This window comes from Streptomyces composti (assembly GCF_012034205.1).
Lineage (GTDB): Bacteria > Actinomycetota > Actinomycetes > Streptomycetales > Streptomycetaceae > Streptomyces > Streptomyces composti.
In genome coordinates, this window is the sequence record NZ_JAATEM010000038.1 from 1 (window position 1) to 22,568 (window position 22,568).

Annotated in this window: 19 protein-coding genes and 1 tRNA gene; 6 read left to right on the forward strand and 14 right to left on the reverse strand. The window is 72.2% G+C overall.

Annotation, left to right across the window (positions count from 1 at the left end; genetic code table 11):
* Positions 1-112 precede the first annotated feature (112 nt).
* The gene (gene hppD / locus HCJ93_RS25805) at positions 113-1,261 is read right to left on the reverse strand and encodes a 4-hydroxyphenylpyruvate dioxygenase (protein WP_167998225.1); all 1,149 of its coding nucleotides are present in this window, start codon (positions 1,259-1,261) and stop codon (positions 113-115) included.
* A gap of 127 nt (positions 1,262-1,388) precedes the next feature.
* Between hppD and HCJ93_RS25810 the strand changes: the two genes are divergently transcribed.
* The 5 genes from HCJ93_RS25810 to HCJ93_RS25830 all read left to right on the forward strand — a co-directional run bounded on the left by HCJ93_RS25810 (position 1,389) and on the right by HCJ93_RS25830 (position 5,686).
* On the forward strand, positions 1,389-1,868 hold the full coding sequence (locus tag HCJ93_RS25810; protein ID WP_167998226.1) for an Lrp/AsnC family transcriptional regulator: 480 nt from the start codon (positions 1,389-1,391) through the stop codon (positions 1,866-1,868).
* Between the two features lie 39 nt (positions 1,869-1,907).
* Positions 1,908-2,555: an ABC transporter permease gene (locus tag HCJ93_RS25815; protein WP_167998227.1), complete on the forward strand. Its 648-nt coding sequence runs from the start codon at positions 1,908-1,910 to the stop codon at positions 2,553-2,555.
* A gap of 79 nt (positions 2,556-2,634) precedes the next feature.
* Positions 2,635-3,873 carry a betaine/proline/choline family ABC transporter ATP-binding protein gene (locus HCJ93_RS25820; RefSeq protein WP_206317971.1) on the forward strand — a complete coding sequence of 413 codons (1,239 nt, stop codon included), beginning with the start codon at positions 2,635-2,637 and terminating at the stop codon, positions 3,871-3,873.
* Positions 3,870-4,697, forward strand: a complete 828-nt coding sequence (locus HCJ93_RS25825; protein WP_167998229.1) for an ABC transporter permease — start codon at positions 3,870-3,872, stop codon at positions 4,695-4,697. The genes HCJ93_RS25820 and HCJ93_RS25825 overlap by 4 nt, the downstream gene beginning before the upstream one ends.
* Positions 4,694-5,686 carry a glycine betaine ABC transporter substrate-binding protein gene (locus tag HCJ93_RS25830; protein ID WP_240967874.1) on the forward strand — a complete coding sequence of 331 codons (993 nt, stop codon included), beginning with the start codon at positions 4,694-4,696 and terminating at the stop codon, positions 5,684-5,686. Before HCJ93_RS25825 ends, HCJ93_RS25830 begins: the two co-directional genes overlap by 4 nt.
* 24 nt (positions 5,687-5,710) lie before the next feature.
* On the opposite strand, the gene HCJ93_RS25835 is transcribed toward HCJ93_RS25830, so the two are convergent.
* The 4 genes from HCJ93_RS25835 to HCJ93_RS25850 all read right to left on the reverse strand — a co-directional run bounded on the left by HCJ93_RS25835 (position 5,711) and on the right by HCJ93_RS25850 (position 10,964).
* Complete coding sequence (locus HCJ93_RS25835) at positions 5,711-6,502, reverse strand: S16 family serine protease (RefSeq protein ID WP_167998230.1); 792 nt, start codon at positions 6,500-6,502, stop codon at positions 5,711-5,713.
* A 110-nt stretch (positions 6,503-6,612) separates the two neighbouring features.
* Positions 6,613-7,254 (reverse strand): IclR family transcriptional regulator, encoded by a 642-nt coding sequence (locus HCJ93_RS25840; RefSeq protein WP_167998231.1) that lies wholly within the window; start codon positions 7,252-7,254, stop codon positions 6,613-6,615.
* Between the two features lie 272 nt (positions 7,255-7,526).
* Positions 7,527-9,326 carry a DEAD/DEAH box helicase gene (locus HCJ93_RS25845; RefSeq protein ID WP_167998232.1) on the reverse strand — a complete coding sequence of 600 codons (1,800 nt, stop codon included), beginning with the start codon at positions 9,324-9,326 and terminating at the stop codon, positions 7,527-7,529.
* Between the two features lie 174 nt (positions 9,327-9,500).
* A complete protein-coding gene (locus HCJ93_RS25850) occupies positions 9,501-10,964 on the reverse strand; it encodes an MFS transporter (RefSeq protein WP_167998233.1) in 1,464 nt (487 codons plus the stop codon).
* Positions 10,965-11,143: 179 nt separating this feature from the next.
* Between HCJ93_RS25850 and HCJ93_RS25855 the strand changes: the two genes are divergently transcribed.
* Positions 11,144-11,215: transfer RNA gene (locus tag HCJ93_RS25855), tRNA-Cys, on the forward strand.
* 84 nt (positions 11,216-11,299) lie between these two features.
* Here the strand turns inward: HCJ93_RS25855 and HCJ93_RS25860 are convergent.
* From HCJ93_RS25860 to HCJ93_RS25900, 9 genes are all read right to left on the reverse strand, one after another.
* Positions 11,300-11,635: a TetR family transcriptional regulator C-terminal domain-containing protein gene (locus tag HCJ93_RS25860; RefSeq protein WP_167998234.1), complete on the reverse strand. Its 336-nt coding sequence runs from the start codon at positions 11,633-11,635 to the stop codon at positions 11,300-11,302.
* A 105-nt stretch (positions 11,636-11,740) separates the two neighbouring features.
* Positions 11,741-12,241: an SUKH-4 family immunity protein gene (locus HCJ93_RS25865; protein ID WP_309141505.1), complete on the reverse strand. Its 501-nt coding sequence runs from the start codon at positions 12,239-12,241 to the stop codon at positions 11,741-11,743.
* A 140-nt stretch (positions 12,242-12,381) separates the two neighbouring features.
* Positions 12,382-14,688, reverse strand: a complete 2,307-nt coding sequence (locus HCJ93_RS25870; RefSeq protein ID WP_167998236.1) for a xanthine dehydrogenase family protein molybdopterin-binding subunit — start codon at positions 14,686-14,688, stop codon at positions 12,382-12,384.
* Positions 14,685-16,643: a 2Fe-2S iron-sulfur cluster-binding protein gene (locus HCJ93_RS25875; RefSeq protein ID WP_167998237.1), complete on the reverse strand. Its 1,959-nt coding sequence runs from the start codon at positions 16,641-16,643 to the stop codon at positions 14,685-14,687. Before HCJ93_RS25875 ends, HCJ93_RS25870 begins: the two co-directional genes overlap by 4 nt.
* The gene (locus HCJ93_RS25880) at positions 16,640-17,533 is read right to left on the reverse strand and encodes an FAD binding domain-containing protein (RefSeq protein WP_167998238.1); all 894 of its coding nucleotides are present in this window, start codon (positions 17,531-17,533) and stop codon (positions 16,640-16,642) included. The genes HCJ93_RS25875 and HCJ93_RS25880 overlap by 4 nt, the downstream gene beginning before the upstream one ends.
* 273 nt (positions 17,534-17,806) lie before the next feature.
* The gene (locus HCJ93_RS25885) at positions 17,807-19,468 is read right to left on the reverse strand and encodes a beta-N-acetylhexosaminidase (RefSeq protein WP_309141506.1); all 1,662 of its coding nucleotides are present in this window, start codon (positions 19,466-19,468) and stop codon (positions 17,807-17,809) included.
* A 1-nt stretch (position 19,469) separates the two neighbouring features.
* Positions 19,470-20,315, reverse strand: a complete 846-nt coding sequence (locus HCJ93_RS25890) for a carbohydrate ABC transporter permease (RefSeq protein ID WP_167998239.1) — start codon at positions 20,313-20,315, stop codon at positions 19,470-19,472.
* Positions 20,312-21,274 (reverse strand): carbohydrate ABC transporter permease, encoded by a 963-nt coding sequence (locus tag HCJ93_RS25895; RefSeq protein ID WP_167998240.1) that lies wholly within the window; start codon positions 21,272-21,274, stop codon positions 20,312-20,314. The genes HCJ93_RS25890 and HCJ93_RS25895 overlap by 4 nt, the downstream gene beginning before the upstream one ends.
* Positions 21,271-22,563, reverse strand: a complete 1,293-nt coding sequence (locus HCJ93_RS25900; RefSeq protein WP_167998241.1) for an extracellular solute-binding protein — start codon at positions 22,561-22,563, stop codon at positions 21,271-21,273. The genes HCJ93_RS25895 and HCJ93_RS25900 overlap by 4 nt, the downstream gene beginning before the upstream one ends.
* Positions 22,564-22,568: the final 5 nt, after the last annotated feature.

Sequence of the window (22,568 nt, forward strand, 5' to 3'; positions counted from 1 at the left end):
ACTGGGGGGGGGGGGGGGGGTGGGCACCGGGGGGGGGGGGGGGGGGCGGTCGCCGGGGGAACCCCGCCCCGCCCGCTGGTGGCGGTGTCAGGTCCGTCCGCGCACCGCGGCGTCAGAGGTTGCCGCGCTTGGCCTGCTCGCGCTCGATCGCCTCGAACAGCGCCTTGAAGTTGCCCTTGCCGAAGCCCATCGAGCCGTGCCGCTCGATCAGCTCGAAGAACACCGTCGGTCGGTCCTGGACCGGCTTGGTGAAGATCTGCAGCAGGTAGCCGTCCTCGTCGCGGTCGGCGAGGATCTTCAGCTCGCGCAGCGTGTCGACCGGCACCCGGGTCTCGCCGACCCACTCGCCGAGGGTGTCGTAGTAGGAGTCCGGGGTGTCCAGGAACTCCACGCCGGCCGCGCGCATCTGGCGGACCGTCTGCACGATGTCGTTGGTGTTCAGCGCGATGTGCTGGACGCCGGCCCCGCCGTAGAACTCCAGGTACTCGTCGATCTGGGACTTCTTCCTGGCGACGGCGGGCTCGTTGATCGGGAACTTGACCTTGAGCGTGCCGTCGGCCACGACCTTCGACATCAGCGCGCTGTACTCGGTGGCGATGTCGTCGCCCACGAACTCCTTCATGTTCGTGAAGCCCATCACCTTGTTGTAGAACTCGACCCACTCGTTCATCCGGCCGAGCTCGACGTTGCCGACGCAGTGGTCGATCGCCTGGAAGAAGCGCTGGGCGGGCGGCTCCACGATCGGCTCGGCGGCGACGAAGCCGGGCAGGTAGGGGCCGTCGTAGCCGCTGCGGTCGACCAGGGTGTGGCGGGTCTCGCCGTAGGTGGCGATCGCGGCGAGGACGACCGTGCCGTGTTCGTCCTTCAGCTCGTAGGGCTCGGCGACCGAGCGGGCGCCGTGCTCGACGGCGTAGGCGTACGCGGCGCGCGCGTCCGGCACCTCCATGGCGAGGTCGATGACGCCGTCGCCGTGCTTGGCCACGTGCTCGGCGAGGAAGGTGCCCCACTCGGTGGAGGGCTTGATCACCGAGGTGAACACGAAGCGGGCGGAGCCGCTCTCCAGGACGTAGCTGGCGGTCTCGCGGCTGCCGTTCTCCGGTCCGGAGTAGGCGACCAGCTTCATGCCGAAGGCGGTCGAGTAGTAGTGCGCCGCCTGCTTGGCGTTGCCCACGGCGAAGACGACCGCGTCCATTCCCTTGACCGGGAAGGGGTCGTCCTGCCGGGCGGTGGTCTCGGGAGTGTGCTGTGTGGTCTGCGTCATAGGGGCAGGGTGGTGCAGCCTCGCAAGGTGCGCAATAGTTCGTGGAATCACTGGGCAATCTGCTCAGCCGAATGCCGGTTGCGGCGGGCTTTCTGTACAGGATGACCAGAGCTGGGAGGGGTGGCGTATGGGGATCGACGGACTGGACGGCCGGATCATCACGCTGCTGGCGCGCGAGCCGCGGATCGGGGTGCTGGAGATGTCCCGGCGGCTGGGGGTCGCGCGCGGCACGGTGCAGGCACGGCTGGACCGGCTTCAGTCGAACGGAGTCATCCGCGGATTCGGCCCCCAGGTGGATCCGGCGGCCCTCGGCTACCCGGTCACCGCGTTCGCCACGCTGCAGATCCGGCAGGGTCAAGGAGCCGATGTACGGGCCCACTTGGCGACCGTGCCGGAGGTGCTGGAGCTGCACACCACCACCGGCACCGGCGACATGCTGTGCCGGCTCGTGGCTCGCTCGAACGCCGATCTTCAACGGGTGATCGACCGCGTCGTCGGTTTTGATGGCATCGTCCGAGCCTCCACGGCGATCGTCATGGAGAACCCCGTCCCGCTGCGGATCATCCCGCTGGTCGAGCAGGCGGCGCTCGGCGGCAAAGACGACTGAACGACGAGACCTTCCTGGCCGAGCTGGGGGTGAGCGCGGGTGAACTTCTGGGAGTACCTGGTCAGCCGGCACCAGCAGCTGCTCATTGACGCCTACCAGCACGCCAGCGTGGTCTTCCAGTGCATGGTGGTGGCGACCGCGCTGGGCGTGGTGATCGGAGTGATCACCTACCGCAGCGAGTGGGCGGGCAGCCTGGCCACGACCACCACCGCCACCCTGCTGACCATCCCGTCCCTGGCCATGATCGGTCTGCTGATCCCCGTGGTGGGGCTCGGGGTGCCGCCGACGGTGATCGCGCTCACCCTCTACGGGCTGCTGCCGATCGTGCGCAACTCCATCGTGGGCCTGCGCGGCGTCGACCCGTCCCTGGTGGACGCCGCCACCGGCATCGGCATGTCCCGGGCGGCCCGGCTGATGCGGGTGGAGCTGCCGCTGGCCTGGCCGCCGATCCTCACCGGCATCCGGGTCTCCACCCAGATGCTGATGGGCATCGCCGCCATCGCCGCCTACGCCTCCGGCCCCGGCCTGGGCAACCTGATCTTCCGCGGGATCGCCTCGCTGGGCAGCAAGAACGCCCTCAACCAGGTCCTCGCGGGCACGCTCGGAATCATCATCCTCGCGCTGCTCTTCGACGCCGCCTACGTACTGATCGGGCGGCTGACCATCTCGAGGGGGATCCGTGCCTGAGAAGTCTCGAGGGGGATCCGTGCCTGAATCGTCGTCCCGAGAGGGATCCGTTCCCGAGTCCGAGTCCGCCGAGGCCTCGCTGCCCGAGCACGGCACGTCCGGCGCCACCATCGAGCTGGAGAACCTCACCAAGCGCTACCCGCACAGCGCCCAGCCCGCCGTGGACAACGTCAACATGGAGATCCGGGCCGGTGAGACCGTGATCCTGGTCGGCCCGTCCGGGTGCGGGAAGTCCACCACCCTGAAGATGATCAACCGGCTGATCGAGCCCACCAGCGGCCGTATCCGCATCGGCGGCCAGGACGTCACGCACATGGACCCGGTGAAGCTGCGCCGCACCATCGGCTACGCCATCCAGGCCAGCGGTCTCTTCCCGCACATGACGGTGGCGCAGAACATCGCGCTGGTGCCGAAGATGCTGCGCTGGCCGGCCGCCCGGGTGCGCGAGCGGGTGGAGGAGATGCTGGACCTGGTCGGCCTCGACCCGGGCGAGTTCCACGACCGCTACCCGCGGCAGCTCTCCGGCGGTCAGCAGCAGCGCGTGGGCGTGGCGCGGGCGCTGGCCGCGGACCCGCCGGTGCTGCTGATGGACGAGCCGTTCGGCGCGGTCGACCCGATCACCCGCGACCATCTGCAGGACGAGCTGATCCGGCTGCAGCGCGAGCTGCACAAGACGATCGTCTTCGTCACCCACGACTTCGACGAGGCGATCAAGCTCGGCGACCGGATCGCGGTGCTGCGCGAACGCTCGCACATCGCCCAGTTCGACACCCCGGAGGCGATCCTCACCAACCCGGCGGACGACTTCGTCTCCGGCTTCGTCGGCGCGGGCGCCGCCCTGAAGCGGCTCAACCTCACCCGCGTACGGGACGTGGAGATCACCGACTATCCGACGGTCACCCTCGACGACCCGCTGCAGGAGATCTTCAACCGGCTGCGTTCCAGCGGCACCAACGAGATCCTGCTGCTCGACCGGCGGGGCCGCCCCTACAAGTGGCTGCGGCGCGGCGACCTGATGCGGGCCAAGGGCTCGCTGGCCCGCGCGGGCACCCTGGTCAGCGACACGGTGACCCGGGACGCGACCCTGCGGGACGCCCTGGAGGCGGTGCTCACCGACAACACCGGCCGGGTGGTGGTCACCGGGCGGCGCGGCGCGTACGAGGGAGTCGTCGACGTGGAGACGCTGATGAACTCCGTGCACGAGCTGATGGAGGCCGACCGGCTGGAGGCGCTGGAGGCCCAGCACGAGCTGCAGGAGCAGCGGCAGGCCCACACGCACGCCGAGCAGGAGGGCGTGGGAGGGGAGCCGAAGGCGTGAGGACCTCTTCCCGCGAGCCGGGGCCGCCCGTCCCGGAGGAGGACGAAGCACAGGAGGCCCCGCCCCAGCGGTCCGCGGCGAAGGCACCCCGGGTGACCTGGCAGAAGCTGACCGTCCTGCCGGTCGCCCTGATCGTGCTGCTGCTGGTGACCTGGCTGTGGTTCGAGCAGGCCGACCTGGACCAGCTGACCCGCAACGCGCTGTCCGACGGGCGGGTGAGCAAGGCGCTGTGGCAGCACATCGAGCTGACCGCGATCTCCACCTTCTTCGTGCTGATCATCGCGATCCCGCTCGGCATCCTGCTGACCCGGCCGCTGCTGCGCCGGTTCACCCCCGGGGTGATGGCGTTCGCCAACATGGGCCAGGCCACCCCGGCGATCGGTCTGCTGGCGCTGCTGGTGATCTGGCTGGGCATCGGCCGCCGGGCCGCGCTCATCGGCATCATCGCCTACGCCGTGCTGCCGGTGCTGTCCAACACCATCGCGGGCCTGCAGGCCAACGACCCGGCGCTGCTGGAGGCGGCGCGCGGCATCGGCATGTCCCCGATGGGCGTGCTCACCCGGGTGGAGCTGCCGCTGGCGGTGCCGCTGATCCTCGCCGGGGTGCGCACCGCCCTGGTGCTGAACGTGGGCACGGCGACGCTCGCCACCTTCGGCGGGGGCGGCGGCCTGGGCGTGCTGATCACCACCGGGATCACCAGCCAGCGGATGCCGGTACTGATGATCGGCTCGATCCTCACGGTGGCGCTGGCGCTCCTCGTGGACTGGCTGGCGTCACTGGCGGAGCTGCTGATGCGGCCGCGCGGGCTGGAGGCGGAGTCATGAGACGCGCACTGCTCCTGATGGGCGGCCGCACCCGGCTGCTGCTCGCCGGGGCGGTGCTGCTGGCGGCGGCCTCCGCCTGCGGTCTCACCAGCGGCTCCCCCATGGTCGACGACGTGGAGCCGGGCTCCATCGGACAGGGCAAGCCGCTCGAGGGCGCGCAGCTGACCGTCACCTCCAAGGAGTTCACCGAGCAGCTGATCCTCGGCGCGATCATGGGCATCGCCTTCCAGGCGGCCGGTGCCGAGGTCGTCGACCGCACCGGCATCCAGGGCTCGGTCGGCTCCCGGGAGGCGGTGGTCAAGGGGGAGGCGGACGCCGGCTACGAGTACACCGGCACCGCCTGGATCACCTACCAGGGCAACTCCGAGCCCATCCCCGACCCGCGCGAGCAGTGGCTGGCGGTGCGCGACGCCGACCGGAAGAACGGGGTGACCTGGCTGGAGCCGTCCGAGCTGAACAACACCTACGCCCTCGCGATGAACCAGTCCAACTACAAGAAGTACCGCACCCGCACCCTCTCGGAGGTGGCCGAGCTGTCCAGGCGGGACCCGGGCGCGGTCACGCTGTGCGTGGAGGGCGAGTTCGCCAACCGCGCGGACGGGCTGCCCGGCATGGAGAAGGCGTACGGCATGGACATCCCCACGCGGAACGTCACCCAGATGGACACCGGGATCATCTACACCCAGACCGCCAAGGGCGCCTGCACCTACGGCGAGGTCTTCACCACCGACGGGCGGATCAAGTCGATGAACCTGGTGGTGATGGAGGACGACAAGAAGTTCTTCCCGAACTACAACGCGGCGCCGACCATCCACAGCGAGACGCTGAAGAAGTGGCCGGCCATCGCCGAGGTGCTGGCACCGGTGACGGCGGCCCTGAACAACACGGTGGCGCAGGACCTCAACGCCAAGGTGGACGTGGAGGGCGAGGACCCGCACCAGGTGGCCCTGGACTGGATGGTCGAGAAGGGGTTCGTGAAGGAGGGGTAGCCGCTGCGGGGGGTTCCTGTCCGCTCAGCAGCTGGGGACCTTGCCCGTGCCCTTGTCCAGCGCGACCAGCGCGTCGACGGCGCCCTTGAGGGTGGTGACCGGGACCAGCCGCAGGCCCTCGGGCAGCTCGGCCTTCGCCTCGGCGCACTCCGCCTCGGGCACCAGGAAGACGGTGGCGCCGTCCCGGCGGGCGGCCTGGGTCTTGAGCGGCACACCGCCCACGGCGCCGACCTTGCCGCGGGCGTCGATGGTGCCGGTGCCGGCGACGACCCGGCCGCCGGTGAGATCGCCGCCGTCGCCGTTGCCCTCGAGCTTGTCGACGATGCCGAGCGAGAACAGCAGCCCGGCGCTGGGGCCGCCGACGTCGGCCAGCTCCAGCTTGACGTCGATGTCCTCGTCCTCCAGCTTCAGGTAGTTCAGCGCGGCCGCGGTCGCCGCGTCCTGCGACTTCTTCATCTGCGCGCGGTTGTACTGCTGGATCTCCCGCGTGGTGTCCCCGGTCGGGTAGACGGAGTCGCGCGGCATCACCGCCTGGTCGGTGCGGAACCAGCTGTCGATCACCTGGGGCAGGGTGACGCGGGTGTCCGGGGAGGTCGCCTCGATCGTCGTCATCCGCAGCTGCCCGCTGGTCCTGCGCACGGGCGCCCCGGAGATGGTGATCACCTGCGTCCCCTTGTTCTCACCGAGCACATCGGCCGTCATGCCGGGCTGGGCGACGGAGAAGGGCAGCGGGGCGAAGGCGGCGGTGGCCAGGAGGGCGACGACGGGGGCGCCGCACACGGCGATCGCCCGGGGACGCGAGAGACGAGAGAGCACGCAGTCAATCTAACGTGCGCCCGCCGGCAACCGGCCGGGGCGGCCGACCGCTCTCCCCCGAGCCGCCGCGCACCCGGTCGTGTCCCTGCCGACGCGGTGGCAGGCGCGGATCAGCGCAACGCCTCCGCGACCTCCCGCGCCGCTTCCACGACCCGGGGGCCGACCCGCTCCGGCACGGCCTCCGCCAGCATCACCACGCCGACGCTCCCCTCGACCCCCGTCACCCCCAGCAACGGCGCCGCGGCCCCGCACGCCCCCGCTTCCAGCTCTCCGTGCGTCAGCGTGTACCCGGGATCCCCGTTCGGCTGCTGCCGGGCCGCGAGTATCGCCTTGCCCGCCGCTCCCCGGTCCAGCGGGTGCCGGAACCCCGCCCGGTACGCCACGTGATAGTCCGTCCACGACGGCTCCACCACGGCGACCGCCAGCGCCTCCGCACCGTCCACCAGCGTCAGATGCGCGGTCGCCCCGATGTCCTCCGCCAGCGACCGCAGCGCCGGCATCGCCGCCTCCCGCACCAGCGGATGCACCAGCCGCCCCAGCCGCAGCACCCCCAGCCCCACCCGGGCCCGCCCGCCCAGATCACGACGTACGAGGGCATGCTGCTCCAGCGTGGCGAGCAACCGGTACACAACGGTCCGGTTCACGCCCAGCTTCTGGGAAAGCTCGGTGACGGTCAGCCCATGGTCGGTGTCGGCCAGCAGCTTGAGGACACGCAGTCCCCTGTCGAGCGTCTGAGAGGTCTCCGCGGTCACGACGCCCACTCCTTAGTGGTGAGGTCGGCGACCTCCTCGCTGTCGTTGCGTCGCCGAGTCCCGGTCGGAGACGCGCTACAGAGGCCGCCGATCGGCCGGCGGCCCGGTCGTTTCCGGGCACAGTCGCTTCACGGCTGCGCTCCGCGGCGACGCTGCCACGGGGCGTGTGCGTAGCGGGACAGTAGCGAGCCTGTTCGGCCAGCGGAAGGCTCCGTCCAGAATCCGGTCATGGAAGTTCAGCATTGAGCGAACTTTGACCACATAAGTCCCCGTCACCGCATGCGCGTGGCCCACTCCTGCACCTTGGCGATCCGCTGCCTCAGCTGCCCCGCCGTGGCCTCGGCGGCGGGCGGCCCGCCGCAGACCCGGCGCAGCTCGGTGTGGATGACTCCGTGCGGCTTTCCGCTCTGGTGGACGTAGGCGCCGACGAGGCTGTTGAGCTTGCGGCGCAGCTCCATCATCTCCTTGTGGGAGACCACCGGCCGCCGCTCGGCGGGCAGTTCGAGCAGGTCGGCCTCCTCGGCCGGCTTCTTGCGGCTGTGCGCGATCTGCCGGGCCTGCCGCTTCTGCAGCAGCAACTGCACCTGATCCGGCTCCAGAAGGCCCGGGATGCCCAGATAATCCTGTTCCTCCTCGCTGCCGGGGTGGGCCTGCATGCCGAACTCGGCCCCGTTGTACATGACCCGGTCGAAGACGGCATCGGACTGCAGCGCCTCGAACGGCAGCATCTCCTGCTCGCCGGTGTCCTCGTCCTGCTGCTTGTTCGCCTCCTCCATCTCCTTCTCGGACTCGGCGTACGGGTCCTCCTCGCCGCCCTTCCTGGGCTTGTCGAGCACATGGTCGCGCTCGCGCTCCATCTCGTTGGCGAAGGAGAGCAGGTCGGGGATGGTCGGCAGGAACACGGACGCGGTCTCGCCGCGCCGCCGGGACCGTACGAAACGGCCGACGGCCTGCGCGAAGAACAACGGGGTGGAGATCGTCGTGGCGTACACGCCGACCGCGAGGCGAGGCACGTCGACGCCCTCGGACACCATGCGGACGGCGACCATCCAGCGGTCGTCGCCGGCGCTGAACTCGTCGATCCGCCTGGACGCGCCGGCGTCGTCGGAGAGCACCAGCGTCGCCTTGTGGCCGGTGATGTCCCGGATGAGCTTGGCGTAGGCGCGGGCCGCCTCCTGGTCGGAGGCGATCACCAGGGCACCCGCGTCGGGGACCGACTTGCGGACCTCGGTCAGGCGCTGGTCGGCGGCGCGCAGCACGGCCGGCATCCACTCGCCGCGCGGGTCGAGCGCGGTCCGCCAGGCCTGGCTGACGGCGTCCTTGGTCATCGGCTCGCCGAGGCGGGCCTCGATCTCGTCGCCGGCCTTGGTGCGCCAGCGCATGTTGCCGCTGTAGCTCAGGAAGATGACCGGGCGCACGACACCGTCCGCGAGGGCGGAGCCGTATCCGTAGGTGTAGTCGGCGGCGGACCGCCGGATGCCGTCGTCGCCCTCCTCGTAGGTGACGAAGGGGATGGGGTTGGTGTCCGAGCGGAACGGCGTACCGGTCAGCGCGAGCCGCCGGGTGGCCGGCTCGAACGCCTCCAGGCAGGCCTCGCCCCAGGACTTGGTGTCACCGGCGTGATGGATCTCGTCGAGGATGACGAGGGTCTTGCGCTGCTCGACGCGGTTGCGGTGCAGCATGGGGCGGACGCCGACACCGGCGTAGGTGACGGCGACGCCGTGGTACTCCTTGCTCAGCGGTCCTGCGCTGTACTCGGGGTCCAGGCGGATCCCTATGCGCGCGGCCGCCTCGGCCCACTGCTTCTTCAGATGCTCGGTCGGTGCGACCACCGTCACCTGCTGCACCACGTGGTGGTGCAGCAGCCAGGAGGCCAGCGTCAGGGCGAACGTCGTCTTACCGGCGCCGGGGGTCGCCACGGCCAGGAAGTCACGCGGCTGCTCCTGGATGTACTTGTCCATGGCGGCCTGCTGCCAGGCACGCAGCTTGCTGGCGGTTCCCCAGGGGGCCCGCCCGGGGAAGGCGGGTGACAGGTGGTGCGAGTGCGACGGGGTGCCGGCGGTGGTAGTCACGGTCTCCGTGGGGGTCGAGCGGCTACGTATGACAACCGGGCCACCCTACCGGCGGCCCGCCGCCGTTCATGCGCGGACGCCACCGCACCCCTCGCGGGTGGGACCGACATCACAGCAGTACGAGGCCGCCCTCTGGAGTCTCGCCGTTCTGCTGCCCGGACTCCGGCCGGCGGCTCACCGGACCCGCAGCCTCGTGGTCACCCACACTCCGACGAGGGCCACCGCGGCCATCGGCAGGAACACGGCGGCGAACGCGGCCGGACGGGAGCCGGAGACCGCGCCGGCCTGGGTGGCCGCATGGCTGACCGCACCGCCGCCGAGCGCGGCGAAGGCGGCCCCGCCCGCCGCGAGGAGCAGGGTGTTGGACAGGCCGTCCGAGATCTGCAGGGCGGCGGAGTTGGTGCCGGCCTCCTCGGGCGGGGAGAGCTTGAGCAGCAGCACGCTGCTGGAGGAGATCACCAGCCCCATCCCGAAGCAGCCGAACGCCCAGGCGACGGCCACCGTCCACGCGGGCACCTCCTGGACGAGCACACTGGGAGCGGCGGCGATACCGGCGGCCACCAGCAGCATCCCGAACGTGGTGAGCCGTTCCCGGTACGCCTCGAGCCGGGGCCGTGACTGCACCCAGGAGCCCAGCGCCCAGGTCACACCGCCCGCCGCGAGCGAGAAGCCGGCCAGGGTCGGGCTCAGCCCCCGCTGGGTGACCAGCATCAGCGGCACGAAGGACTCCGCGGAGATGAAGGAGCCCGCGGCCAGACCGCGCAGCAGCACCACCGAGGGCAGGCCGCGGGCGGCCCGGTAGGTGCCGCGCGGCAGCAGGCCCAGCGCGGCCGGCACCAGCAGCGCCAGTCCTGCGGCGCCCGGCAGCAGCGAGAACCAGCGCAGATCCTGCGCCGCGTACTGCAGCAGCCCGGCGCCCACCGAGATCCCCAGCGCCAGCTTGATCCTCCGGCGGTCGAACGAGGCCCGCTCCACCCCGCTCTCCCCCGGCTCGCCGCCGACCGGCCCCGCGGTCTTCCGGCGTATCTGCGGCAGCGCCAGCGCCAGCGGAAGCAGCACCAGAACCGGGATGCCGAGGAACACCCAGCGCCAGCCGATGTGCTCGGTCACCGCCCCGGAGGCCAGCGGGCCGACGATGGAGGGCACCACCCAGCTCGCCGCGAACGCCGCCATGATCGCCGGCCGCAGCCGCTCCGGATACGCCCGGCCGACCACGACGTACAGCGCGACGATCACCAGCCCGCCGCCCAGCCCCTGCACGGCCCTGCCGAGGATGAACGGCCACATCGACACCGCCGTCCCGGCCAGCAGCAGCCCGGCCGCGAAGGCGGATATCCCGGCGGTCAGCGGACCGAGCGGCCCGCTGCGGTCCGACCACTGGCCGGAGAGCACCATGCCGAACAGGCTGGTGGTGAAGAACGCCGAGAAGGCGAAGGCGTACAGCGAGACGCCGTCCAGCTCCCGCGCCGCCACCGGCATCGCCGTGCCGACGGCGGTCGCCTCGAAGGCGATCAGCAGCACGACGGACACGATGCCGATGCTCAGCGCACGGTACGACCGGCTCAGCACGGTGTCCTTCGGCTCCATGGCCAGGGCGTCGGCGGCGACATCGGTGTCACGCGGTTCGAGGGCACTCATGCCCGCCAGGGTAAGGGCCAAGCACCCCCGAGACCCCTGTCGGGAGTCGGTCCCCCGCTACGCCCTTGGCCCTACGCCCCGAGCCCCTTTCATGAACAGCACATGGCAGTCCCGTTGCAGCCCGCCCGCGTCCCTTGAGCCGGCCGGCACCGGGCCCCTACGGTCGATGCACCGACCAAGGCCGTGTGCCCGAGTGGCTGAGGGGCTCGCCTGCAAAGCGAGTTACGCGGGTTCGATTCCCGCCACGGCTTCTTGCGGCCCGAGCGGGCGGACAGGGGGCGGCACTCCAGCGGGTGCCGCCCCCTGCGCCGTCGTGGCGGATGCCCGGCCGCGTCTCAGGCGGAGGGGGCGGGCCAGGCCGCCGTCGCGTACTCGGCCGTGCGGCGGAGCCGGTCCTCGGTGGCGCCGTCGCGGGCCTGCTGGGACATGCCCTGGACGACGGCGGCGAAGCAGACCGCCAGGGACCGGGTGCCGGTGTCCCCGGGGAGCGGGCCGCGGGCCACCGCCTCTTCCAGCCGGGTCTCGAACAGGCGGACGTCGGCCGTTCTGCGGGCGCGCAGGGTCTCCTCGATGTCGGCGGTCTGCGGGGAGCAGTCGGTGGCCGCGCCGACGATCAGGCAGCCCGCCGGGTGGTCGGGGTCGGTGCAGGCGACGGCTGCCTCGTCCGGCATTCTCGCGAAGGCCGCGCGCGGGTCGCTCTCCTCGTTCAGGGCCCGGCCCGTGAAGGCCCGGAAGGTGCTCCCGTAGCGCTCGACGACCTCGGCGAAGAGGGCGCGCTACGCCGGTTCGATGCCGGCCACCGCGCCGGGGGTCGTCCTGCGGTGGAGGAGCCACAGGGCGAAGGCGAGGGTCGCCACGTCGGCGTTGAGCGGGCGGAGGGTGCTGGTCCAGTCGTTCCAGTGCAGGACCTCGCCCGTGGTGCCGTGCACCAGGAGGCTGTTGCCGTCGAACAGGGAGCCGAGGCGTATGAGGCGGTCCGAGTGGGCGGGCAGGGTCTGCGGCAGGCAGCCGTCCCCGAAGTCCCAGGCGTAGGCGTAGTACTCCGTGAGGGTGCGCAGCGGGAGTTCGGTGTCCAGGGTGAAGACGCCGCCGTCCTCGGGCAGGCCCGTCTCGCTCAGGAAGCGGCGGGTCGGCTCGTGGGTCAGCGTGGCGGGGAAGTCGAGCTCCTCGAAGCGGTAGACCCCGCCGCGGCCGAACTCCCGCGCCAGGGCGAGCGAGAAGGCCGTGCCGGTGCGTGTCGTCCGGGCGGCGATGCCCGTCGTTCCCGTCGTCGTCATGAGCCCCCCGTGTGCGTGTGCCCGGCTGCCGTCACCGGCGTTCCGCACCTTACGCGCCGCCACTGACAAGTGCCTGCACCACATCAGACGCACGAGGGGGCAGGGACGTTGCCCCCGCTCCGGGAAACCCCGGCACCGGGTCAGGGGTTGGTGACGACCGCCGCCTGCGGGCGGATGGGGAGGCGGTTGACCGGGCGGCCGGTGGCGGCGCGTACCGCGGAGGCGATGGCCGCCGGGGAGGTCACCACGGGGACCGCGCTGACCGCCTTGGCGCCGAAGGGGGCCACCACGTCCCGCTCCTCCACCAGCTTCACGATGTGGATGTCGGGGGCGTCCAGGGCCGTGGGGAGGGCGTAGCCGGTCAGGTCGGGGTGGCGGATCACACCGCGCGGGGTGCGCAGGTTCTCGGTGAGGGCCACGCCCACGCCCTGGGTCACGCCCGCCTCGATCCGCGCGGCCAGCTGCGCCGGGTTGAGCACCCGGCCCACGTCCTGGGCGACCGCCAGTTCCACCACCCGTACCGAGCCCAGCTCGATGTCGACGTCGACGACGGCGCGGACGGCGCAGAAGGACATGCCGACGAAGGCATCGCCCTGGCCGGTCTCGTCCAGCGGCTCCGTGGGGTGGGGGCGGCACTGGGCGGTGGCCCACAGCTCCTTGCCGTCCAGCGCCTCGGCGACGGTCGTGGACAGCACACCGTCGTACGAGGTGATCTTGCCGTCGGTGATCTGCAGCAGTTCCGCGGACATGCCGAACTTGTGGGCGAGCGGCTGGAGCAGCTGGGTGCGGACCATCTTCGCCGCGCGTTCCACCGCACCGCCCGACACCCAGGTGTGCCGGCCCCGGCAGCCCGCGCCGGCCGGCGGCTGGTCGGTGTCCACCGGCGCGACGTGCACCTCCTCGACGCCGAGCGTCTCCTGGACGATCTGCCGGGCCAGCGTGGAGAAGCCCTGGCCGGTCTCGACGGCCGCGCACAGCACGGTCGCCACGCCGCCCTGCACCTTCACCGTGGCGGTGGCCACCTCGTCGGCGCCCTCCGCGCCCAGCATGTGCACCATGCCCAGGCCGTAGCCCACGCCGCGGCGCACCGCGCCCGGTTCGCCCGCGCCCTCGGGGCCGCCGGGCAGCAGCCACTCCTCCTCGGGGGTGTCCTTGGGCAGCGGCGGCAGCGGATGGTCGCGCACCGCCTGCAGCAGCTCCGCCACCGGGGCGGGGCAGGTCACCGTCTGGCCGGTGGGCAGCACGTCGCCGGTGGCCATGGCGTTGCGCAGCCGCAGCTCGGCCGGGTCGATGCCGAGCTTCTTGGCGAGCTTGTCCATCTGCGCCTCGTGCGCGGCGCACACCTGCATCGCGCCCTCGCCGCGCACATGGCCGCTGGGCGGGTTGTTGGTGCGCACGGCCCAGCCCTCGATGAAGGCGTTCGGCACCACGTACGGGCCGCAGGCGAAGGCGACCGCGGCGGCCAGCGCGTCGGAGGAGGTGTCGGCGTAGGCGCCGGCGTCCAGCAGGATCTGCGCCTCGACCTTGACCAGCTTGCCCTCGCTGTCGGCGTGGTGCCGGTAGCGCAGCAGGGTGGGGTGCCGGTGCGTGTGGCCGAGGAAGGACTCCTCACGGGAGGCGGCGAGCTTCACCGGGCAGCCGGTCTTCATCGCCAGCAGCCCGAGCGGGAGCTGGAAGCTGCGGTCCTCGCGGTCGGCGGTGGCTCCGGGGACGCCGGTGACGACGACCTTGACGCGTTCGGGTTCCAGGCCGTAGCAGGCGGCGGCGGTGTCCCGGTCGGCGTGCGGGTCGGTGGACGCCAGATACAGCTCCACGCCGCCGTCGGGTCGCGGCACGGCGAGCCCGGCCTCGGCGCCGATGGGGGCGGGGTCCTGGCGGCCGATGCGGTACGCGCCCTCCACCACGACGTCGCCGACCACGTCGGGGTCGCCGTGCCGCAGCGGGATGTGCCGGATCAGGTTGCCGTCGGGGTGCAGCGGCTCGGCCTCGAAGGCCTGCTCGGGGTCGGTGACCGGGTCGAGCACCTCGTACTCGACGATCACGGCGGCGGCGGCCATCCGGGCGGTGTCCGGGTGGTCGGCGGCGACGGCGGCGATGGGCTCGCCGTGGTGGCGCACGATCTCGGAGGCGAAGACCGGGCGGTCGGCCTTGCCGCGGCCGTGGACCGGCTCGCCGGGCACGTCCTCGTGGGTGACGACGGCCCGCACCCCGGGCATGGTGCGCGCGTGGCTGGTGTCGATGGACAGGATGCGCGCGTGCGGGTGGGGCGAGCGCAGCACGGCCGCCCACAGCAGGCCCTCGGCCCACAGGTCGGCGGCGTACGGGAAGGTGCCCTCCGTCTTCGCGCGGGCGTCGGCGGGCGGCACGGAGGCGCCGAGCCCGTGCGGGATGGTCTCCGGCTCGGTCAGTGCCTCGGCGGCCCGCGCGGTGGCTGCTTCGTTGCTCACGCCTGGCCTCCGTCCTGGCCGTAGGGCTGGTCGTTCGAGGGCTGGAACGCCGACGGGTCGACGCCGCCGGCGCCGGGGCCCGCCTGGTGCGGGATACGGGGCTCGTCCGCCTCGGCCGGCGTCTCGGTCTCGGGTGCGGTGGACGCGGCGAGGGCCTCGCGCTCGGCGACGACCTGCTTCACGGCGTCCACCACGCCCCGGTAACCGGAGCAGCGGCACAGGTTGCCGCAGAGCGCCTGGCGGGTCTCCAGGTCGGTCGGCGCCGGGTTGCCCTCGAGCAGGTCGTGCACGGTCATCGCCATGCCCGGCACGCAGAAGCCGCACTGCACCGCACCGCACCGGGCGAGCGCCCGCTGCACGTCGGAGAGCTGCCCGTCCTGGGCGAGCCCCTCCACGGTGCGGACCTCGCTGCCGGCCGCGGTGACCGCGGGGACCAGGCAGGAGGCGACAAGACGCCCGTCGACCTGCACGTTGCAGGCGCCGCACTCGCCCTGCGAGCAGCCGTCCTTGGCGCCCGCGAGACCGAGCCGCTCGCGCAGCACATAGAGCAGCGACTCGCCGATCCAGGCGTCGGCGACGGGGCGGTCGGTGCCGTTGACGCGCAGCACGTAGGAGGCGAGGGGGTGGTCGTCGTAGACGGGCGCGGGGAGCTGGTCCTGCGCGGACGGGGCGCCGTCGTCGGAGGGGGACTCGCCCCCGGTGCCGTCCTTGTCCTGCGGGCGGGAGCCGGCGTCGGCGACCTGCTCGTGGGAGGGCCGGCCCTCGGGGGCGGCGGCGTCCGTCTCCTCGCCGTCGGCGGGGCGGTCGCCCTCCTCGTTCCGTGCCTGCGGGCGGTCGTCCTGCCCGGCGTCCTGCTCGCGCCCCTGGTGGGCGGGCTCGTCGGACACGCCGGGCTCACCGGGTCCGTCGCCGGGGCGGGCGTCGTTCTGCGGGTGCTCGCGGGACGCGCCGCGGCCGGCGGCCTCGGCGCCCGGCTCCTGGCGCTCTCCCGGCCGCCAGTGCGGCTCGCCGGAGGGCGCGGGATAGGACCCGGCGCTGTGCTGCCGCAGCGCCCGGAGCTGCTGGGTCTCGGCGTTCCCGTCCTGCGCCCGGTCGTCCGGCAGGCCGCCCTGGCCGTCGGGCGCGCCCTGCGCGGGGTGGCCGTCGTGTCCGCGGCCGGTGCCGTCCTGCGCGGGCGGCGCCTCCGCGTGGGTGTGGCCGCCGGCGGGGTGCCGCTGGTCCTCGCCCTGCCGGGCCGCGCCGGGGTGCTCGGGGCCGCGGTCGCGGGGCGTGTCGTGGTCGTCCTGCGGGACTCCGGGCACGCCGGGGCCCCAGGGGCGGCCGATGGACTGGGTGTTGGCCCAGGGCGCGGGGGCGCCGCCCGGGAGAATGGCCGGCGGGTTGCCGCCCCACTGCTCGACCAGCGAGGACCGGGTGAACTCGCCCGATTCGTCGGGGATGTCGTTCGCCACGGGGATGGACCACGGCCCGGACGCGTCCTGGCCGGGTGCGCCCCCCTCAGGGCTGCTCTCGGGGGTGTTCGGGTCGCCGTAGGACCACTGGCCGGTGGCCCCGGGGTCGTAGCCGTACCCGTCCTGGCCGCCTTGGCCGGACGCGCCGGACGCACCGCCCTGGCCGCCCTGGTCCGTCTGGCCGCTGTTCTGCGCGCCGGGGTTGTTCCACCGGGCGCCGTCCACGGGGGCGCCCGCACCCGGCACGGACCAGGTGCCGGTGGCCGCCGGGTCGGTGCCCGCGGTGGTGGCGGGGGCGACCGTTATCGGCGGCGGCACATAGCCGTGACCCGGCGCGGCGAGCGGGCTGTCGGCACCGGACAGCATGGCGTCGATGCCGCCCTCGGGAAGCTGCACGAAGGCCGTCGCACCGTCGTCGTAGTCGCCCTGCGGCAGCGGGTCCCAGCGGCCGCCGCTGCCGGGCGCGCCCTCGCGGTGCCGGTCTCCGTGCTGGTCGTCGGTCACGACAGCGCCCTCCCCAGTGCTCGTCGGGCCAGCGCGGCGACGGTGCGCCGCAGGTGCAGTACGGCGGGCGGCAGCGGCGGGACCGTGCCGTCCTCGCCGGGGGCGGCGTCCGGGATGCAGGCCGCGGCGACGTACTCGCCGAACGCGTTCAGCGCCTCCGGCACGATGGCGCGGTTGTTGTCCCAGTCGATCAGCTGGGCCACCCACTGCTCGGCCTCCAGGGGGCGCAGCGGCATGGGGGCGATGGCGCCCACCGCGCAGCGCACCCCGCGCCGGGCCGGGTCGAGGACGAGGGCGACGGACGCGACCGCGCGCCCTGGTCCGGTGCGGCCGGTGGCCTTGAGGAAGACCTGGGGTGCGTGCAGCAGCGGTACGCGCACGAAGCCGATGAGTTCACCGGCGCGCAGCATCTCCACCCCGGCCAGCAGGTGCGACACGGGGATCTCGCGGCGGGCGCCGCCCGGGCCCGCGATGATCAGGGTGGCCTCCAGGGCGGCCAGCACCGGCAGCGCGTCGCCGGTGGGCGCGGCGGAGGCGATGTTGCCGCCGAGGGTGCCCGCGTTGCGGATGTGCGGCGGGCCCGCGGCGCGGGCGGCGGCGGCGAGCGCGGGGATGAGGGCGGCGAAGTCGGGGCGGCCCATCCGGGCGTGGGTGAGTCCGGCGCCGAGCAGCGCATGCCCGTCGAGGTACTGCCAGCCGCGGATCTCGCTGATCTTGTTGAGGCCGACCAGGGCGGCGGGCCTGAGCTGCCCCGAGTTGACGGCGGCCATCAGATCGGTGCCGCCCGCGACGGGTACGGCGGCGGGCATGGCCGCGAGCGCCGCCACGGCCTCGTCCAGAGTCGTGGGCAGGGTGACGGCCTGCGCCGCCTGCGGTGCGTGCGTGCTCAAAGCCGGCTGCCCCTTCCCGCTTCCCACCTGGTGTCGCCTGGACCCGCCTGTGTTGCCGTACGGTACGTGCTGACAGGGCGGACGTGGCAACTCTGGCACATCTTGGCAAGCGCCGAAGACAGGGGTCCGCTAGGAGGCGTTCGCCCGTCTCGTCCCACACATGGGAGCATTCCGGCCAGAGGTCACCGCATCGCGAAGAGTGTCCGAATTGAGACTCTTCGGTGATGTGCAGGGTTACGTCACCGGTCGGGGAGTGCCCACCGCGAGGGCCGCCTAGCGCAGGGGCGGCGGCCCGTCGAGGGGGCGGCCGAGCACGCCGGGCCGCCGCTGCCAGGGCCGGGGTCCGGTGGGCGGGCGGTAGGCGACGCCCAGGGCGTCGAGCCGCCGGTAGTGGGCGGTCATCCGCTGCTCGAAGCCGGCGAAGTCCCGGTCCTCGGGGGCGGGCAGGCTGCTCCAGGCGACCTCCGCGAAGGCGGCGAGCCGGGGAAAGACCTGGTAGTCGACGCGCTGCTGGTCCTCCATCACCTCCGTCCACACATTGGCCTGGGTGCCCAGCACATGCCGGGCCTCCTCGGGCGTCAGCTCCGGTGGAACCGGTTCGAACCGGTAGACGTCCTCCAGGGTGCGCACGTACCCGATGGGCACGGGCTCGCCGGGGCCCGCGTCCTGACGGTGGTCCAGATACACCTGCTGCTCGGGGCACATCACCACGTCGTGCCCGGCACGCGCGGCGGCGATCCCGCCCCGGTATCCGCGCCAGGACGACACCGCGGCGCCTTGGGCGAGTCCGCCTTCGAGGATCTCGTCCCAGCCGATGAGCCGGCGTCCGCGCGCGGCGAGCCACTCGCCGAAGTGGCCGATGAACCACGCCTGGAGTCCGTCCTCACCGGCGAGTCCGAGTTCCCGGACACGGGCCTGTGCGGCCGGGGACCGCCGCCACTGGTCCTTGGGGCATTCGTCCCCGCCGACATGAATGAACTCGGAGGGGAACAGCTCCAGCACTTCCTCGAACACGCCCTCGTAGAACCGCAGGGTGTGGTCGGTGGGGGCGAGGACGTTCGGATTGACGCCCCAGGTGTCCCAGACACCGAGGGAGGCGGTGTCGACGACATCGGTGTTGCCGAGTTCCGGATATGCCGCGATGGCCGCCTGCGAGTGCCCGGGTACGTCGATCTCGGGGACCACCTCGATATGCCGTTCGGCGGCGTAGGCGACGATCTCCCGGATGTCGTCCTGGGTGTAGTAGCCGCCGTGCGGCCGTTCGTCCCACAGCGGTGAGGCACGGTGTCCGATTTTCGTCCGGGCACGCCAGGAACCGACCTCGGTGAGCCTCGGGTGGCGCCGGATCTCGATGCGCCAGCCCTGGTCGTCCGTCAGATGCAGATGCAGCACATTGAGTTTGTGGGCGGCCATCAGATCGAGCTGGCGCAGCACCCCGTCCTTCGGCAGGAAATGCCGGGCCACGTCGAGCATCAGACCGCGCCAGCGGAAGCGGGGCGCGTCCTCGATCCTGACGTGCGGCACGGTCCAGGCGCGGTCGCTGCGCAGCGGCGCCCTGCGGAAGGCGTCGGGGCCGAGGAGCTGGCGCAGCGTCTGGGCACCGCGGAAGACCCCGGCCGCGGTGCCGCCCTCGATCAGCACCCCGTGCGGGCCGCTGACGAGGCGGTACTCCTCGCCGGCGAGCGCCGCGTCGAGCCTGAGGGCGATGCCGTCGCCCGCCGCGCCGGCGGCCTCCCGGTGCTCCGGCAGCGGCAGTCCGGTGGCCTGGCGGAGCGCACCCGTCAGCCAGCGGCCGACGGCCTCGGCACCGGGGCCCGCGTGAAGACGCGAGTGCTCGGTCAGCCGCACCTCGCCGCGGGAAGGGACGACGACACGGGGGGCGGGGAGGAGTTCCAGGGGGGAACCCGGGCGTGCCTGGGAAGTCGGTGAGGTCACATCAGTCCTTTACCGCGCCGCCGAGTCCGGAGACCAGCCGCCGCTGTACGAGTACGAAGAAGACGAGCACCGGAATGGTCATCACCGTCGACGCCGCCATCACTCCGCCCCAGTCGGGCTCGTCCGGCTTGTAGAAGACCAGCAGGGCCATCGGCAGGGTCGACTGCGAGATGTCACTGATGATGAACGACTTGGCGAACAGGAAGTCGTTCCAGGTGGAGATGAAGGAGAACACGCTCGTGGCGACCAGCCCCGGCAGGACGAGGGGGAAGAGAATCTGCCAGAGAAACCGGGCCCGGCTCGCCCCGTCGATGCAGGCGGCCTCCTCCAGCGCCGTGGGAACGGCCTTCACGAACCCGCGCAGCATCCAGATCGCGAAGGGCAGTGAGAAGGCGATGTGCGGCAGGATCAGCGACCACAGCGTGTTCAGCTGCCCGAGATCCCGCATCACGAAGAACAGCGGGATGGTCAGTGCCTCCACGGGCACCATCTGCGCCACCAGAAACATGATCAGCAAGGTGGTGCGCATCCGGAACCGGAAACGCGTCACGGCGGTCGCGGCGAGAAAGGCGATCAGCGCGGAGGCGATCACCACGGCCACCGCCACCACGACGCTGTTGAGGAAGTAGCGGCCGAATTCCTGCTGTCCGAACACCCGCCGGAAGGAGTCCAGGGTGGGCGACAGCGTCCACGGCCGCGGCTCGGTCGACTCGATCTCCCCAGCCGGTTTGAAGGCGCCGAGCACCATCCAGTAGAGCGGGAAGGCCACCACCGCGGCGATCACCAGCGCCGAGGCCTCCGCCGCCAGCCGCCACGGACGGCGCACCCGCGCACGCGGAAGATTCACAGTTCCTCCCCCTGGCGGCGCAGCAGCCGCAGATAGACCAGCGTCACGGCGAGCAGGATCAGCAGCATCACCACGCCGATCGCCGCGCCCAGGCTGTACTGCGAGGACGCGAACGCCTGCTGGTAGGCGTAGACGTTGAGCACCAGGTTCTGGCCGGCGATACCGCCACCGTTGGTCATCACATAGATCTGGGTGAAGACCTTGAAGTCCCAGATCACCGACTGGATGGTGACCACCACCAGGATCGGCCGCAGCATCGGCGCCAGCACCGACCTCCAGATCCGCCACTGGGAGGCCCCGTCGAGCGCGGCCGCCTCCAGCACCTCCGACGGCACCGCCCGGATGCCGGCGTAGACGGTGACCATCACGAACGGGAAGGAGCACCACACCACTTCGAGCAGCACCAGGAAGAACGCGCTGAACCGCCCGTAGGTCCACGAGTGGTCGCCGAGGCCGAGCACCCGGTTGACGGGGCCGAAGTCCGGGTCGAAGAGGAACAGCCACACGGTGGAGCCGGTGATGGCGGGTGTGGCCCAGGCGCCGAGCGCGGCCAGCATCAGCGCCAGCCGGGGCAGCGCCCGCACCCGGGTGAGCAGGACGGCCAGCGCGCACCCCACCACCAGGGTGCTCACCACACAGGCGGCGGCGAACACCACGGTCGCGGACAGCACCTGCCAGAACTGCGGGTCGGCGAAGAGCCTCCGGTAGTTGCCCAGCCCCTGGAAGCTGGTCGGTTCCCCGCCGCTGACCTGCGCCTGGGTGTAGTGGAACAGCGAGATCAGGCCGAGCTGATAGATCGGGTAGGCGAGCAGCCCGCCGAGGACGACGAGGGCGGGCGCGAGATAGAGCCAGGGCCCCGCGCTGCGCCGCCGCACACGGCGCGGGGAGGTGCGCGGGGCACCGCTGGGCACCGGCACCCGCGCCCGCCCGAGCGGCTCGGACTTCACGGGTGCGCTCATCCGGCCGACCCGAACGCCGCGTCCATCTTCTTCGCCGCGTCACCGGAGGCCTCGGCCACGCTCTTCTTGCCGCTGACGATCTCCTGGAACATCGTCGGCAGCACCAGCGAGGAGTCGATCTGCCCCCAGGCCGGGGAGGCCGGCACGAACTTCGTCCCCGCCTCGAGGGTCTGGACGAACGGCTTCACGAACGGCTCCTTGGCGGCCGCCTGCTCGCGCACATCGGAGAACGTCGGCAGGAAGCCCATCGCCTCGAACAGCTCGCCCTGGGTCTTCTTGGAGGCCAGCCGCTTCATCAGGTCGACGGCGAGCGTGCGGTGCGAGGTGGACTTCAGCACCCCGAGGTTGTTCCCGCCCGCGAACGCGGGGGCGATCGACCCGGCCTTCACGCCGGGCAGCGGTACCACCGCGTACTTGCCCTTGACCTTGCCCGCCTCCACGGCCGCGTGGCTGAAGTCGCCGCCGATGGCCATGGCGGCCTTGCCGGAGGCGAACGCGGTCACCGTGTCGTTGCCGCCCATGCCGGCACACTTGGCGGCCGGGCAGTTGTCGTCGCCGAAGAGCGAGGTGTACGCCTCGATCCCCTTGCGGGCGGCCGGGCTGTCGATCGCGGAAGCGTACGAACCGCTCTCGGCCTCGGCGAGTTCGCCGCCGTGCGCCCAGATGAAGGGCATCGCTCCGTAGGTGTAGGCGCCGCCGACGGCGAGCCCGTACAGCTCCGGCTTCTCGGCCCGGATCTTCTTCGCCGTGGAGATCAGCTCGGCCTGGGTGCGGGGCACCTTCAGGTCCAGTTCCTTGAACACGTCCGTGCGGTAGTACAGGGCGCGCACGCCGACGAAGTAGGGCGCGCCGTAGACCTTGCCGCCGACGGTGACCGACTGTCTGGCGGTCGGGTCGGTGTCCTTCGCCTCGTCCCAGGCGCCGAACTCCTCGGTGATGTCGGCCAGTCCCCCGTCCTTCACATAGCCGGCGGTGTCGGTGTTGCCGTACTCGATGAGGTCGGGTGCGGACTTGGGGTCGTTGAAGGCGGCCTTGATGCGCTGGGCGCGGGTCTCGACCGGGATGTACTCGACGGTGACCTCGGTGCCCTTGTGCGCCTTCTCGAACTCGGCCACGACGGAGTCGACGACCTGCTCCTTGGGCTTGTTGTTGACCTCCTGGAAGAGCCAGACGCGCAGCGTCCCGGACTTCTCGTCCTTGCCGGAGGAGGTGTCGCCTGAGGTCTGGGGGGCGCAGGCGGCGGTGGCGACGAGGGCCGCGAGCGCGACGAGGCGGACGGACAGCTTCATGGAGT